At 66.3% G+C, this 13979-nt stretch carries 13 protein-coding genes; 4 read left to right on the top strand and 9 right to left on the bottom strand.

Features of this window, described 5'->3' with window-relative positions; translation table 11 throughout:
* Positions 1–45 precede the first annotated feature (45 nt).
* Complete coding sequence (locus QH196_RS15740; protein WP_280416538.1) at positions 46–1539, top strand: alpha/beta hydrolase; 1494 nt, start codon at positions 46–48, stop codon at positions 1537–1539.
* Positions 1540–1596: 57 nt separating this feature from the next.
* Positions 1597–2319 (top strand): MerR family transcriptional regulator, encoded by a 723-nt coding sequence (locus QH196_RS15735; RefSeq protein WP_280416537.1) that lies wholly within the window; start codon positions 1597–1599, stop codon positions 2317–2319.
* 179 nt (positions 2320–2498) lie between these two features.
* Here QH196_RS15735 and QH196_RS15730 read toward each other — a convergent pair whose 3' ends face one another.
* The 7 genes from QH196_RS15730 to kdgD form a co-directional block, all read right to left on the bottom strand.
* Positions 2499–2963, bottom strand: coding sequence for a RidA family protein (locus QH196_RS15730; RefSeq protein WP_280416536.1), 465 nt, complete (start codon positions 2961–2963; stop codon positions 2499–2501).
* 80 nt (positions 2964–3043) lie between these two features.
* Positions 3044–4693 carry a M24 family metallopeptidase gene (locus tag QH196_RS15725; RefSeq protein ID WP_280416535.1) on the bottom strand — a complete coding sequence of 550 codons (1650 nt, stop codon included), beginning with the start codon at positions 4691–4693 and terminating at the stop codon, positions 3044–3046.
* Between the two features lie 54 nt (positions 4694–4747).
* Positions 4748–5527, bottom strand: coding sequence for an ABC transporter ATP-binding protein (locus QH196_RS15720; protein WP_280416534.1), 780 nt, complete (start codon positions 5525–5527; stop codon positions 4748–4750).
* Between the two features lie 19 nt (positions 5528–5546).
* Positions 5547–6572, bottom strand: a complete 1026-nt coding sequence (locus QH196_RS15715) for an ABC transporter substrate-binding protein (RefSeq protein WP_280416533.1) — start codon at positions 6570–6572, stop codon at positions 5547–5549.
* A gap of 20 nt (positions 6573–6592) precedes the next feature.
* Entirely contained in the window at positions 6593–7450 is an 858-nt protein-coding gene (locus QH196_RS15710) for an ABC transporter permease (protein WP_280416532.1), read from the bottom strand.
* 223 nt (positions 7451–7673) lie between these two features.
* The gene (locus QH196_RS15705) at positions 7674–9248 is read right to left on the bottom strand and encodes an aldehyde dehydrogenase (NADP(+)) (protein WP_280416566.1); all 1575 of its coding nucleotides are present in this window, start codon (positions 9246–9248) and stop codon (positions 7674–7676) included.
* Between the two features lie 77 nt (positions 9249–9325).
* Positions 9326–10252, bottom strand: coding sequence for a 5-dehydro-4-deoxyglucarate dehydratase (kdgD, locus tag QH196_RS15700; RefSeq protein WP_280416531.1), 927 nt, complete (start codon positions 10250–10252; stop codon positions 9326–9328).
* Positions 10253–10367: 115 nt separating this feature from the next.
* Here kdgD and QH196_RS15695 point away from each other — a divergent pair, with 115 nt between their 5' ends.
* Positions 10368–11276, top strand: a complete 909-nt coding sequence (locus QH196_RS15695) for a LysR family transcriptional regulator (protein ID WP_280416530.1) — start codon at positions 10368–10370, stop codon at positions 11274–11276.
* A 16-nt stretch (positions 11277–11292) separates the two neighbouring features.
* Here the strand turns inward: QH196_RS15695 and QH196_RS15690 are convergent, their stop codons facing one another.
* Positions 11293–12237 (bottom strand): SDR family oxidoreductase, encoded by a 945-nt coding sequence (locus tag QH196_RS15690; RefSeq protein WP_280416529.1) that lies wholly within the window; start codon positions 12235–12237, stop codon positions 11293–11295.
* 285 nt (positions 12238–12522) lie between these two features.
* Between QH196_RS15690 and QH196_RS15685 the strand changes: the two genes are divergently transcribed.
* Positions 12523–13362: a helix-turn-helix transcriptional regulator gene (locus QH196_RS15685; RefSeq protein ID WP_280416528.1), complete on the top strand. Its 840-nt coding sequence runs from the start codon at positions 12523–12525 to the stop codon at positions 13360–13362.
* 38 nt (positions 13363–13400) lie between these two features.
* Here QH196_RS15685 and QH196_RS15680 read toward each other — a convergent pair whose 3' ends face one another.
* Entirely contained in the window at positions 13401–13559 is a 159-nt protein-coding gene (locus QH196_RS15680; protein WP_280416527.1) for a hypothetical protein, read from the bottom strand.
* Positions 13560–13979: the final 420 nt, after the last annotated feature.

Here is a 13979-nt window from a genome sequence, read left to right as displayed (position 1 = left end):
CCGGCAAGGCAGTTCTTGTCGCACCACATTCGGGGAGGTTTGGTTATGGTCCGGAAACGGAAGGTCGTCCGCGGGGCGACCCTGATGGCTGTGCTCGGTCTGACCGGCGCGCTGGTGGGGGCGCCGCCGGTGGCGGCCGAACCCGCGGCGCAGAGGCAATGGGACGCCTGTCCCGCGGACGTGCAGGCCGCCCCACCGCAGTTGGAGTGCGCCACCGTGCCGGTGCCGTTGAACTACGGCGAGCCCGAAGGTGCGCAGATCGAGATCATGATCTCCCGGCTGGCGAGTACGAAACCGGATAAGCGTCGCGGCGTGCTGTTGCTGAACCCGGGCGGCCCCGGTGGGACCGGTCTCGACCAGCCCGGTTTTCTGGCAGCCCGGGGGCTGCCGGCCGATGTGCTGGACAGCTACGACCTGATCGGAATGGATACTCGTGGAGTGGGGCATTCGGCGCCGGTGAGCTGTGGATTCACCGATGACCAGGCGTACTTCGGCAATATTCCGCCCTACGCGGTGGACGATGCGGCGGTCACCGCGCAGGCCGCAGTTGCTCGGGGAGTTGCCGAGCAGTGCGCGGCCAACGACCACGAAGGCAGACTGAGGCAGCTGTCGACGGCCAATATGGCCCGGGACCTGGACCGGATCCGTGCCGCGCTGGGGGAGGACAAGGCGAGCTTCCTCGGCTACTCCTACGGCACCGCGCTGGGTGCCGCGTACGCTTCGATGTTTCCCGAACGTGCCGATCGGATCGTGCTCGACAGCAATATCGGCGACACCTTCCTCGACCACGACGGGATGCGCAGATACGGCCGGGGTATGGAGGAGACCTTCCCGGACTTCGCGAAATGGGCTGCCGCGCGGCACGATACCTACAGGCTGGGCCGAACTCCCGAGGAGGTGCGCCGGACCTATTTCACTCTCGCCGAGCGACTGGACAAGAACCCCGTGGACGGGATGGACGGCGGTCTCTTCCGGTTCGGCACCTTCTTCACGCTCTACCGCGAGGCGTTGTACGAGCCCGCGGCGGAAAGTTGGCGGACGCTGCTCGAAACCGGGACGGCAGGGCCGGGGGCCGGCCGCCCGCCGGGTACCGGTGCGCCTTCGCCCAGCGATAACGGCTGGTCAGTCTTTCTCGCCGTGACCTGCAACGACGTCGAATGGCCCGAGGCCGTTCAGTCCTACCGCCGCGCCGTCGCCGAGGACCGCGAGAAGTACCCGCTCTACGGGGCGGCGGCGGCCAACATCACGCCCTGCGCCTACTGGCAGCTCGGGCCGTCGGAACCACCGGTGCGGATCGACTCCGCGGGCCCGGCCGATGTTCTCATCCTGCAGAACCGGCGCGACCCGGTCACCCCGCTGCGCGGCGGTGAGTTGCTCGACGAGAAGTTCGGTGAGCGGTCGCGGCTGGTAACCGTCGACGGAAGCGGGCACGGCGTCTACGTACTCGGCACCAACCCTTGCGCATCGGAGGTGGCCACTGCCTACCTGGTCGACGGCACCATGCCAGAGCAGGACGTAGCCTGCGAAAAAGCGGGCTGAGCGCTACGAGAAAAGTTCCGGAAAAGCCGCACGATCTGGTTGGACGAGGAGGTAGCAATGGCGTGGAGTACCCGCCGGCTCGCCGAACTGGCGGGTTCGACCGTGAAAGCCATCCGCTATTACCACGAGATCGGCTTGCTCGATGAGCCGGAACGCAGGTCGAACGGCTACAAACAGTACGAGGTCCCGCATCTGATCCGGCTGCTGCAGATCAAGCGATTGCGCGAACTGGGCGTCCCGTTATCGCAGATCCCGGCGGCGGGGCAGGCGGACGACGAGTCGGACCAGGCGCTGCGCGTGCTGGACGCGGAACTGGAAGCGACGGTCGACCGGCTGAACCGCATCAGGGCAGAGCTGGCAGTGCTCATGCGCCATCGCGCACCCGCCCATACGCCGCCGGCTTTCGCGCCGACGATCGCGCAAGGCGTCCCCGAGGCGCACCAGTCGATGCTCATGGTCTATTCGACCGTTCTCAGCGAACGTGCCCTGGCCGTTCTTCAGGAGATGCTCGCCGAACGCGACTCGGTCGACGTCGAATTCGAGAATCTGCCCGCCGACGCCGATGCCACCGCTATCGAATCCCTCGCCGAGCGGATGGTGCCGGCGGTCCTGCGGAGCAGGGAGAAGTATCCGGAGTGGAAGGACCTGGCAGCGGATGCGCCGGGTGGCGCGCAGAACGCCGAGGACACCATCGCGCAGGCGATGTTCTCGCTGTACAACATGGCGCAGCTCCGGGTTCTGCACGAGCTGAATATCCGGCTCGTGCAGTACTCGAAGTAGCCGACCCAGCGGTTCACCGGTCACCGTGGTCCGCCTGACCACCATCGGCCGTCGGGTGCCGGTGGCGGTACCCGACGGCCGGCGAAGAAGGCCCCGGCCGCCCTCATCCGGCCGGGACCTCGACAGGGACCCGCCACGCTCCCGGTACCTGGTCATATGCAGGTGATGCCGTGCTGCAGTCAGCCGGCCCGCACGGCCACCGTCGCGTCGAGCTCGACCAGCGCGCCCTGCGGCAGTACATGGGCCGGCAGTGCGGTGCGCGCATGCCTGCCGGCATCACCCAGCACTGTGCCCAGTAGGCGCGACGCCCCGTCGGCCACGGTCGGTTGGTCCACAAACTCCGGCGAGCTGGCGATATGGATATCCAGTTTGAGAATCTGCTGGATATTCTCCAGTCCCACGGCGTCGTTCATCCGCGCCAGCAGGTTGAGGGCGGCTGTTTCGGCGGCGGCGATACCCTCCTCGACGGTCGCGGTGTCACCGAGGCGGCCGCGCAGAATATCGCCGGTGGCGGTGCGGGAGATCTGCCCGGAGACCCAGAGCATATCGCCCCAGCGTGTAGTCGCCTCGTATGCGTAGCGGGGTGCACCGAGAACGGGCAGCTCGAGTGACAGTGTCTCGAGTCGTTGTTTCACATCAGTCATGAGGATTCCGATTCGATGAAAGGGCGCATGAAGCGCCGAAGTGTGGGAACCGTTGTGCGGGAAACGGGGCTCCGGACACGTCATCGCTTGCTGACGATGTAGGTGCGATCGCGCCCGATGTACCACAGATCCTCGGTGCCGATGGCCGCATTCTCGTAGCGCCAAGGGATCTCGGCGGCGCCGTAGGAGCCGATATCGAGCACATGCTTGTAGCCGGGCCGCAGCTCGTTCGCGAACGATTCCTGCTTGCCCATGAGATGCCCGACGTTACGTTTGCGGTATTCGGTATCGAAGTCGATATCCGTTCCCAGCATGCCGATCTCCACCATGCGGTCCAGATGCGGAGCCAGGTAGCGCAGCGTCCCTTCGTGGACGTCCTCACAGATCACACCCGGGGCCAGTTGCCCGATGATGCCTTCGCGGACCACATCGAAGAAGAAGGCATAGGCCTCCTTCGCCGCCGGAGTGCGCGGTAGCGAACGGGCCATATCGGAGGTGGCCACCGTGACTCCCTCGCAAACGATACGCACCCCGGCGTCGAGCTGGATGCAGGTCGTCTCCGCATTGATCGGGTAGTCGACGGGCGGCCCGGGGAACAGCATCCGGTTGGACGAGTGCAGATTGGTGAAATACGGTTCCACACCGACCGGGATCTCGTTCACCGTGCGGAATTCGGCGATCTTGTCCAGATAGACGGAGTAGATATCGAGTTCGGAGAACGAACGCCCCGCATCCAGGCCCGCTTCCGCCCAGGCCAGCGCCTCCTCGATCGCGAAGACGCTCGCCCGCGCGGCGATCACCTGGAACGCGAGATCTTCGTGATCGCGGATATCGCGCCAATGCCCCAGGTCACGCGATACCGGCACCAGCTCCGCCTGCTCACGTTCCAGTTCGCGGGCCAGGCCGATACCGATCCACTCGTCTTCCACACCGGTGCGCGGGCCGCGGGCGAGTTCGCGTACCGCCGCACCGACGGAGGCGAATCGCCCGATCGGTGCACCGAGTGCGGCGGCACCGCCTTCGGGAATCAGCACCAGCAGTTTCTCGGAGCCGGCCAGCCATACGGCGACCGCACCGTCCGGTTGCGCGAACCCGGTCGCTTCGGTGAAGTTCGGGGGCGCAGCGAGCAGTAGCGCATCCAGCGAGCGGTCGTCGGAAAGCGAGCGTAGCGCCGAGTACCTGCTGTCCTCGGTGGTGGTGAACTCTTTTTCCAGGCCCGCGAGATGCTCGACGCCGTCGATGAGCCGCCGTGCGGTCTCGACTCCGGTCGCGCGCCACGCCGCGAACCGGCCGAGTACTTCGTCCGTATCGATCTCGTACGCGGTTACCGGGGTGGTGGCCTGGTCGGCAACAGACAGGTCCACCGCCCCGGCCAGCGCGAGGTAGTGGCTGTAGACGACATCCGCCGCCAGCTGCACTCCCGAACCGGCTGCCAGCTCCCGGACCAGATCGGTGAGCGAGGTCGCGGCGGGAGTATCGGCGATGATCCGGGGGTCGATGGTCACCCACGGGGCGTAGAACTTGATCCGGTCCTTCGGGACCCCGGCCGATAGTGCGTTGCCCTGCTCCTGCTGGCGTACGAGCAGAAACTCCTCGTCGTCCGTGCGCGCGATCAGTGGGGCCACGAGCGGATAGGAATCGAGGCGGATCGCGGAGAAGAGCAGGCTCTTACGTGCCTCGAGCCCGTAGGTTCGCACGACCTGTCCGGCGTCGGCGGTGATACTCAGCATTGCTTCCCTCATTCTCTCGGGATTCGTTATGGGAGAAAGGTTTCGGAGCGCGGGTCAGCTGATACCGGTGGTGACCCCGATATGGGATTCGATCTCCGTGACGTAATCGGAGAAAACCGGGGAGAACCGGTGCTCTTTGCCGCGCGGCCGCGGCAGGTCGATCGCGATATCGGCGACGATCCGGCCCGGCCGTCCGCCGACGACGACCACCCGGTCGCCGAGCCAGACCGCCTCGGAGATGCTGTGCGTCACGAACAGGACGCTGCATCCGGCGGCCTGCCAGATACGCTGGATCTCGAAGTTCATCGAATCGCGGGTCATGGCGTCGAGCGCGCCGAACGGCTCGTCCATCAGCAGTAGTTCGGGCCGCGAGACCAGGGCGCGGCAGATCGCGACCCGTTGCTGCATACCGCCGCTGAGCTCGTAGGAGTATCGGGTGGCGCGATCACCGAGACCGACCATCTCGAGGAGTTCCTGGGCATAGCGGCGCGATTCGTCGGTGCGGGTGCCGCGGAATTCCAGTGGTAGCAGCACATTGTCGATGTTGTTGCGCCACGGCAGCAGTACCGGGCTCTGGAACACCATCGCGATATCTTCCAGACCGTCGTTTATCGGCCGCCCTTTGACCAGGATTTCGCCCGCGGTGGGCTGCTGGAGTCCCGAGATCGTTTTCAGCAGGGTTGTCTTCCCGCTGCCCGACTGACCGACGATCGAGACGAATTGTCCCGGCTCGACATGGAAGTCGAGTCCTTCGAGAACGGTGTTGTCGTGTCCGTCCCGGGACCGGTAGGTCATACCGATGTTGTTGACCGAGATGGCGTATTCGTTGTTCATAAGGCCCTCTGTCCGGCTGTTACGGCGCTTGAACGGTCTCGTCGCGGTGGAGCGGCGCGAGAAACTCGTTGGTGTAGATATCGGCTGGGGAGAGGTCGCTGTCGGCCGGCAGACCCAGGAACTTCCGGGAGATATCGATCATTTTCGTGACACCCGCGTCGTCCATGACCCCGAAGTTGTTCGCGGCCTCCCCGGTACCCCAGTTCAGGGAGCATTGTTCGCGGATGGCCAGGGTGACGGTCTCGGTTTCGAAACCGCTGACCTCGTTCCGGAAATCCTGTGCTGCCTCCTCCGGATGCGCGCACGACCAGAGAAAACCCTTCTGCATCGCCCGGTTGAATTTGCGCACCTGTTCGGGGTTGCCGGCTAATTTCTCGTCGGATACGACGATGCCGTTGCCGTAGAGGTCGATGCCGATATCCGCCCACTTCAGCACGACCGCTTCACGGCCGAGCGCGTCGATGGCCGGTTCGTCGGAGACATACAGAGCGAGGTTGGCATCCCACTGCCCGGCCAGCAGCCCGGGAATCTTCGACCCGCTCGAGGCGTGTACGACATTCACATCGCCTTCGGCGAATCCCAGCTTGCTCATCGCGTACGGCCACATCGCGGTCATTGCGCCTGCGCCCTCGGTGGCGAGGGTTTTACCCCGCAGGTCGTCCCAGTCGTCGATGCCGGTATCGCCCAGGGCGACGACCGCGTAGGCGGACCTGGCCTGTAGCAGGTTGACCTGTTTCACCGAAGCTCCCCGGCCCTGGCTGATGATGGTGCTGCCGAAATCGGCGAAGCCCGCATCCACCTTGCCGGTCTCGACCGAGGTGACCGTATTGGTCGAACCCGATCCCGGCATGATGGTGACGTCGAGACCTTCCGCGGCGAAGAAACCACGCTCGACCGCCGCGAAGAACGGCGCGTGCTTCGGCAGGTAGCCGACGTCCATCATGAGAGTCATCGAGTTCTCCCCACCACCGCTCGCGCAGGCCGGCAGCGTGGCGACCATGATCGCTCCGGCGATCGCGGCAAGTATTCGCCTCGAATTCCGCATCCGCATCTCCGATCCCCTGGTCACTTTGCGTGGTTCTTCCACGGGACGAGCTTTCGTCCCGCGAGATCGACGATGAAGAACAGCGCCAGCGCGATAGCGGCGAGAACGATGAACGCCGCGAACATCGAGGGCAGATCGACCTGGCTGTTGGCCAGCAGGATCACATATCCCAGGCCCTTCGATCCGGCGATGAACTCACCGACCACCGCGCCGCCCACGGCGAGTGAGATGGAGATCTTGGCGCCGGAGAAGATCGAGGGCAGCGCATAGATCATTTCGATCTTCGTCATCTTCTTCCACGAGGAGGCCTTGTTGATCCGTGCCAGTTCCTGCAGTTCGTTGGGCACCGAACCGAGTCCGTCGTAGGTATTGATCACCAAGGGAAAGAACGCGATCGCCATCGCGACGAAGGCCTTCGATTCGAAACCGAATCCGAACCACACGATGAACAGCGGTGCGAGCGCAACCTTGGGAATCGTGTCGATCGCGACGAGTGCCGGGTAGAGGAAGCTGCGAATCGTCGCGGAATAGTGCAGCGCCGCGCCGCACAGAACACCCAGCGCCGTACCGAGCGCGAAACCGGCCAGTGCTTCTTGCAGGGTGACGAAGGTGTTCGTCGCGAAGTACTCGGGGCGTTCGATCAGCTCGGCGAACGCCGAGACTGGGCCGACCAGCAGGAACTCCGGTGGGTCGAAAACGATCACCAGCAGTTCCCAGACGACGAACAGCGCGGCGATACCCGTGACCGCTTTGGCCGCGGTCACCAGCGAGTCCCGCCCGAACATTCTCGATTTGGATCGGGCTACCTGCGCGGGCCGGGACGCCTGCTCGGCGGCGGGCGGGCGCACGGTTTCCGTATCGACCTCAGGAACGGTCATCGCGGGAACTCCCCTCGAGAGATGTGCAGGGTGCGGAGATCGCCGCGGACCGTTTACCGCCCGGTCCAGGACGGGACAGCGAACGTCGCGGTGGTGCAGTGGTGGGACGAGGCGATCGGCGATGGCGGGGTGCCGGTGACAACAATCGAGATTTCATGTGGATCCTCACAACATTGGAAGGGTGCGATAGCCGCCGGCGGCGGTGTACCGGCGGATCGGTTCGTCAGCCGGTGGCCGGCTTGTCCTGTTCGACTTCGCCGTCGACGCGTCGCCATACGCCGAGCGGATTGTCGTCGCACACCTCGGCCGGCAACAGCGCCGCCGGCACGTCTTGATACGCGACCGGACGCAGGAAACGTTCGATCGCCAGCGTCCCGACCGATGTGCTGCGCGGATCGGTCGTGGCGGGGAAGGGTCCGCCGTGCACCATCGCGTATCCGACCTGGACCCCGGTGGGCCAACCGTCGAACAGGATACGGCCGGCCCGTTCCTCCAGCAGCGGCAGCAAGGTGGCAGCCAGCGGCCGGTCGGCGGTATCGGCGTGCACGGTGGCGGTGAGCTGGCCTTCCAGTGCCCGGACGGCCGCGGTCAGTTCGGTTGTATCCGCGCAGCGGACCAGCAGTGATGTCGCACCGAAGACCTCGGTTTGCAGTTGCGGGTCCGCGAGGAATGCGGCGCCGTCGACCGTCAGCAACCGGGCGCCGGCGCCCGCCGCGTCGTCGGGTCGCGCACCGTGAGCCAGCTCCGTGACACCGTCACGCGCGGCCAGGGCCGTACCCGCGGCGGTGTAGTGGCCGGCGATATCGCCGGTGAGCATGACGGCTCCGGCGTTCGCGGCGACGGCCTCGGCCGCCGCCGTGGTGAACGCGTCGAGTCCGGGGCCGTCGACGGCGAAGATCAGCCCGGGATTGGTACAGAACTGTCCGGCGCCCAGTGTCAGCGATTCGACGAACGCGCCCCCCAGCGCCGCGCCACGTGCGGCCAGGGCGGCCGGTAGCAACAGGACCGGGTTGATACTGCTCATCTCCGCGTACACCGGGATCGGTACGGGTCGCGCCGCGGCCGCGGCCGCGATCGCCAGCCCGCCGGTGCGCGAACCGGTGAACCCTACGGCCCGGATCCGAGGATCGCTCACCAACTGTGTGCCGATCTCGTGTCCGGTACCGACGAGCTGGGAGAACGTCCCGTCGGGCATATCCGTCGCGGCGGCCGCGTCGGCGATCGCCCGGGCCACCAGTTCCCCCGTGCCCAGGTGTGCGGGGTGTGCCTTGACCACCACGGGACAGCCCGCGGCCAGTGCGGAGGCCGTATCGCCACCGGCGGTGGAGAAAGCCAAGGGGAAGTTGCTCGCGCCGAACACCACGACAGGGCCCAGCGCGATCCGGCGTTGGCGGATATCGGGACGGGGGTTGTCGCCGGTCCGCCCGGGGTCGATCCGGGCGCCCTGCCAGGTTCCCGCCCGCAGCTCGGAGGCGAACAACCGCAACTGGCCGGTGGTGCGACCGACTTCGCCGGTGAGCCGCGGCCGAGGAAGTGCAGTCTCGGTATGTGCACGCTCGACGAGCGCGTCGCGGCGCTCGTCGAGCAGGTCGGCGATGCACTCCAGGAACTGGGCCCGCCGCTCGGCGGGCAGCGCCCGGAACTGCGGGAACGCCCGTTCCGCGAGGGTGCACGCCCGGTCGATCTGCTCATCCGAGGCCGCGCGGTAGACCGGTTCGACAACCTCGCCGCTGCGCGGCTCGTGGGCCTGCACCACCTGTGCTCCGGTGCCCAGGACGAGTTCGGTTCCGATGACCATGGCGCCGGTGGGGTGGGGCTGGGAGCGGTCGGGCACGGGGGCCTCCTTCGAATTCATCACTGATCGCAGGCGGAAAATCAGACGGTGACGGCGCGCGAGGCCTCGACGACCTCGGTCAACATCGCCATCTCGGTATCGTCCAGGTCGGTCAGCGGCGGCCGCACCGGACCCGCATCGTGCCCGGTGAGTTTCATACCGGCTTTGACCACGCTGACCGCGTATCCCGCCTTCCGGTCCCGGATCGCGGTATAGGGGAGCACCACCTCGTCGAGCAGGCGGCGTACAGTACCCCGGTCTCCGGCGCGGACCGCGCCGTAGAAGTTCAGCGCGAATTCGGGCAGGAAATTGAAGATGGCCGAACTGTAGGTGGTCACACCCAGTTCCAGGTAGGGCAGCGCGAAGGTCTCCGCTGTCGGCAGCCCGCCGATATAGACGAGCCGGTCGCCGAGCCGGGAATGGATGCGGGTGATCGCCTCCAGGTCACCGATACCGTCCTTGTATCCGATCAGGTTCGGATGGGAATCGGCGAGTTCGGCGAGTGTTTCCGGTGTGTAGACCGCATTGGCCCGGCCGTAGACCACCACGCTGAGCGAGGTGGCCTCGCAGACCGCGCGCACATGATTGCGCAGGCCGTGCGCTGAGGATTCGGTGAGATAAGGCGGGAACAACAGCAGGCCGTCGGCGCCGGCCGCTTCCGCGTCCCGGGCCATTTCGATGGCCTGGGCGGTGCCGTATCCGGCCGGGGCGAGGATCGGGGTGGACTCCGGCGCGCTCTCGGTGGCCGCACGTACCACCCGTCCGACCTCCTTCGGCGTCAGGGAGAAGAACTCTCCGGTGCCGCCCGCGGCGAACAGGCCGGCCACCTCGTGCTTGCCGAGGCGGACGATGTTCTCCCGGTAGGCGGGCTCGTCGAACGCCAGATCCCCGGTGAAATGGGTGACCGGGAACGACAACAGACCGGAGCCGAGCTGTCGGGCCAGTTCGGTCGGTGTGAGGGCGGACATCAGGGGTTCCTCCTGCGCATAACGGCTGTTCGTCAGTGAATGCGACCACAGTAAGAAACCCGAGTGATGCATGTCCAACACTCTTTCCGCATGCATCAATACCTATTATGGATCGGTGTTTACGCTGAATCAGCTGGAAAGCTTTGTCGCCGTGGCCGAAACCCTGCACTACGGACGTGCGGCGGAACGACTGTCGATCAGTCAGCCGCCGTTATCGCGCCGGATCCAGTTGCTCGAACGCGAGCTGGGAGTCGAATTGTTCGACCGAACCGGCCGCGCTGTCCGGCTCACCACCGCGGGGCAGTCCTTCCTCGGCGATGCCCGGCGCATTCTCGGGCTTTCGGAACAGGCGACGCTGACGGTGCGACGGGTTCCCACAGGCGAGACCGGAACAGTGGCAATGGGGTTCACCGCGTCCTCGGCGCATTCGGTGCTGGACGCCTTCGTGGCGGCCGCCCGCACCCGGTTGCCCGGTGTCGACCTGGTGCTTCGGGAAAGGGTCTCCGGAACTCAACTCGAGGAATTGCGTTCCGGAGAACTCGACCTGGTCCTGGTACGGCCGCCGGTCCGCGGCACCGAACTGGTGCATCGCCGGCTTTACCGGGAACCCTTGCTGGCCGCGATACCCGCCGAGCACCCACTCGCCGCACCGGGCCACACGCTGCATGTGCACGACCTCGACGGCGAACCTTTCGTCATGTACTCACCGGCGGAGGCGCGCTACTTTTACGAGGTACTCGTCGGCGTTTTCCGCAGTGCCGGAATCGCGCCACGGTATGTCCAGCACCTCAGCCAGGTGCACACAATCCTGGCCTTGGTGCGCGCCGGGCTCGGGCTGGCGCTCGTCCCTCGGGCAGCCGAGGCATTCGGTCTCGACGGTGTCGTCCTGCGCCCGGTGCACGGGATCGACGGCGAACCGGTCGAACTCGTCGCCGCCTGGCGCGCCGACGACGACAACCCCGCGTTGCGCGCCATCCGGGAATTGCTGCTGGAGGTGGCCGATCACGGATTCTCGCGCAGGTGAACTCCGGTGCGGTCCTTCAGGTGGTGGCATAGGCCGTATCGGTGAGCTGTTCGGAGATCTCCCAGATTCGTGCGGCGTCCGCGGTACTGCGCAGCGGCGGATACAGCTTGTGTTCGGCGGGCGGGCCGCCGAGGTGGCCGGGGCCGCTGGGGCCGTAGAGCCGGCCGGCTTCGGCGGCGGGGTCGGCGGCGGCCATGAGGGCGGGTAGTGGAGCGGTGTCGACCGTGCCGAAAAGGATGCCGCGGGCGGAGAGCGCGCGAATCAGGCGGACCCGGGGAGTGTCGCGGTCGCGGCCGAGTTCGGGGCGGGCGGCCAGCAGGTTGGTGGGGGCAACCCCGGGGTGGGAGAGGTTGCTCGTGATACCCCAGCCGTGGGTCTTGCTGCGGCGGTCCAGTTCGAGACCGAACAGCCCGACCGCGACCTTCGACTGGCTGTAGGCGCGCTCCCCGTCGTAGCTGTGCTCCCAGTTCAGGTCGTCCCAGTTGATCGTGCCCCGCCGCGCGGCGACGCTGATCTGCGAGGTCACGCGGGCGTGGCCGGCGCGCAGCAGCGGAAGGATACGGCCGACGAGGGCGAAATGGCCGAGGTGGTTGGTGCCGAACTGGAGCTCGAACCCGTCGGCGGTGGTCTGCCGCTGCGGCGGGGTCATCACGCCGGCGTTGTTGACGAGGAGATGGATCGGTTCACCCTCCTCGCCGAGGGTGCGGCCGAGGGCCGCCACCGACGCCAGCGACGAAAGGTCGAGACTGCGCAGCGAGACCGTCGCGTCCGGGTGACGCTGCCGGATCCGCGCTACCGCCGCCTCGCCCTTACGGGGATTACGGACAGGCATGATCACCTCCGCGCCGGCCGCGGCCAGTCGCGCGGCCATCACCGCCCCCATTCCGTCGCTGGCGCCGGTGACGAGCGCGCGTTTCCCGGACAGGTCGGGCACGGTGATGTCGACGGGTCGGCGTGGCATTGTTCTGCTCCTCGTGGTGGGATGGCGCGTCGGTAACGGGCGGGGAGTTCGTCGGCCCCATGTCCGGGCACGTCATAAGCCTGAGCCGAGGGGAAGGGGATATCCAGGACCTCCCGATCACAGGCTCGGCGAGTCGCCTCTCGGCCCGGTCCTGGGCGGGCCGGCAACGCCGCTGCGTCCGGCCCGTATCGGCCTGGGCCGGGCGTACCGGGGGATCGGCGATCCGTGGATACCGCTGCTCGCCGACGGTAGAAACATGGCAGGAACCGAGAAAGAAGGAGCGCCGTGATCGATCGCACCGGGCTGGCGGAATTCCTCCGCAATCGGCGTGCGGCACTACAACCCGAAGACGTCGGTCTTCCCCGCGGCCCGCGTCGCCGGACCGAGGGACTGCGGCGCGAGGAGGTCGCGGCACTGTGTCATATGTCGGCCGACTACTACTCCCGGCTCGAACGGGAACGCGGGCCGCAGCCGTCACCGCAGATGCTCGTATCGATCGCCCAGGGCCTGCACCTGTCGCTCGACGAACGTGATCACCTGTTCCGTCTCGCCGGGCACAACCCACCCACGCGGGGTGTGATCAGCGAACACATCAGCCCCGGCCTGCTGCGCGTTCTCGACCGCCTGAACGACACACCCGCGGAAATCGTCACCGAACTCGGCGAAACCCTGCGGCAGTCACCGATGGGTATCGCGCTCACCGGCGACCTGACCCGCTACACCGGCCCTGCCCGCAGTATCGGCTACCGATGGTTCACCGATCCCGCGGCCAGGCAGCTCTACGCGCCGGAAGAACACGCGTTCCTCACCCGGATGTACGCCGCGGGACTGCGCGAGATCCTCACCCTCCGGGGCCCCGATTCCCGCGCCGCGGAACTCGCCGACCTGCTGCTGGCCCGCAGCGAGGAGTTCCGGCGGGTATGGGAGCACCACGAGATCGGGATACGTCCCCGCGATATCAAGCATTTCGTCCACCCCGAGGTCGGCGCCCTGGAACTGAACTGCCAGCGGCTGGTAGACCCGGGTCGGGCGCACGCACTACTCGTCTACACCGCCGTCCCCGGCAGCGAAAGCCACGACAAACTGCATCTGCTGTCTGTGATCGGTGCGCAGTCGCTCGGCTGAACCGCGGTTCTTCGCCCGGCATCGTGACCGCCCGTGGGTCAGGACCCGCCGATCTGCCTGGGGCGGCGGCGGCCGGACTGGCTTTTTATTTTTTCTGACGTATGGTCGAAGTCAGTCGGATGGAACTTCGGGAAAACAGGAGCGACAGTGGCTGACAAATCGCGCGGAAAATCGCTGAAGAAACCTTCGTCGACCATGAAGGAACGGCGGGCCGAGAAGCGCGAACGGCAGGAGAACTCGACGGTAGTCGTGCGAAAGAGGAAGCGTTGAGGGGTATTTCGAGGGATCGACGCGCCCGCGTTCGGCGCCGGTACTGAGTGGCTTCGGGGCGGAATTACGGTGAGATCCCCTCCTGGGGGAGGTGGCGCGGGACATTTCCGCGGCTTTCCGGGTAACCGCATTTTCATTACAGGTCGTGTGTTCCATTGTGCAACACTGCGCAGTTCGCGGCGATCGGCTGTGCAATTTTTATTTCGGGAGTAAAAGCATGAATGCATCGGGAATTGTGGACCGAAGAAACGGCCGGGAATCCGGATTCAGCACGGCCGAGATCAAGTCTCGAATCGAGGCGATGTTCGATGACCCGACCTACCCCACACCGGCAGACAGGTGCGACA

Origin of the sequence: Nocardia carnea (assembly GCF_029868325.1) — a bacterium.
In the GTDB taxonomy this organism is placed as follows: Bacteria; Actinomycetota; Actinomycetes; order Mycobacteriales; family Mycobacteriaceae; genus Nocardia; species Nocardia carnea_C.
The sequence above is the reverse complement of the archived record's forward strand: the minus strand, read 5'-3'. Positions and strand labels throughout refer to the sequence as shown.